This window comes from Photobacterium sp. GB-56, from assembly GCF_003026105.1.
GTDB lineage: Bacteria > Pseudomonadota > Gammaproteobacteria > Enterobacterales > Vibrionaceae > Photobacterium.
In genome coordinates, this window is sequence record NZ_PYNW01000047.1 from 1 (window position 1) to 1,260 (window position 1,260).

1 pseudogene is annotated in these 1,260 nt (G+C 43.8%); it reads left to right on the forward strand.

The features are described from left to right. Window positions 1-1,260: pseudogene (locus C9J42_RS21250) on the forward strand (arginine decarboxylase); the annotation flags it as partial.

Sequence of the window (1,260 nt, forward strand, 5' to 3'; positions counted from 1 at the left end):
GCTAAAGTATTTGGTGCTCACCAATCTTACTCTGGTATCGTAGGTACTTCTGGTTCAAACCGTACAATCATGCAAGCATGTTTGAAAGATGACGACATCGCTATTTGTGACCGTAACTGTCACAAATCAATCGAGCAAGGTCTGATCTTAACGGGTGCACGCCCTATCTACATGGTACCTAGCCGTAACTGTTACGGTATTATCGGTCCAATCAGCCAAGTTCAAATGAGCAAAGAAGGCATCGCACTTAAAGCTAAAAATGCGGGCATTCCTTTCAACGCTGATGAGAAAAAAGCGAGCTACGCGGTTGTAACTAACTGTACTTACGACGGTTTATGTTACCACTCTGAAGTGACTGAAGCGCTACTAGGCGAAAGCTCTAGCCGTATTCATATGGATGAAGCATGGTTCGGTTACGCACGTTTTAACCCTATCTACAAGGGTCACTTCGCAATGCGTGGCGATGCTAAAGACCACAAAGGTCCAACTGTATTTGCAACGCACTCAACTCACAAGTTATTGAATGCATTGTCTCAAGCATCATACATTCACGTACGTAACGGTGAAGACGCGATCAACTTTGACCGTTTCAACCAAGCATACATGATGCACACTTCAACATCGCCACTATACGCAATCTGTGCGTCTAACGATGTTGCAGCTAACATGATGAAAGGCGAAAGTGGTAAAACACTGACTGACGAAGTAAACCGCGAAGCGATCATCTTCCGTCAAAACATGCGTCAGCTATTCAACAACTACACCAATGACAACGATTGGTTCTTCAAACCTTGGAACGCAGAAACTGTTACAGAAATGAACGGTGACAAGGTTAACTTTGAAGATGCATCTGTTGAGTCTCTAATGACTATCCAAGAGAACTGGAAACTAACTCCTGGCGACAAGTGGCACGGCTTTGACGAAATCGACAATGACTGGTGTATGCTTGATCCAATCAAAGTTAGCTTGCTAACTCCTGGACTTGACGACAACGGTAACTTCCTAGAAACAGGTGTTCCAGCAGCACTTGTGACTGCATACCTAGGTCGTTTCGGTATCGTACCAACACGTACTACTGACTTCCAAGTAATGTTCCTATTCTCAATGGGTATTACTAAAGGTAAGCGTGACACATTGATCAACACATTGTTGTCATTCAAGCGTCACTACGATGCTAACGCAGATATCGAAACACTATTACCTGAGTTAGTTGCATCAGCACCAGAAGTATACAAAGGTCTTGGCCTTAAAGATCTTGGT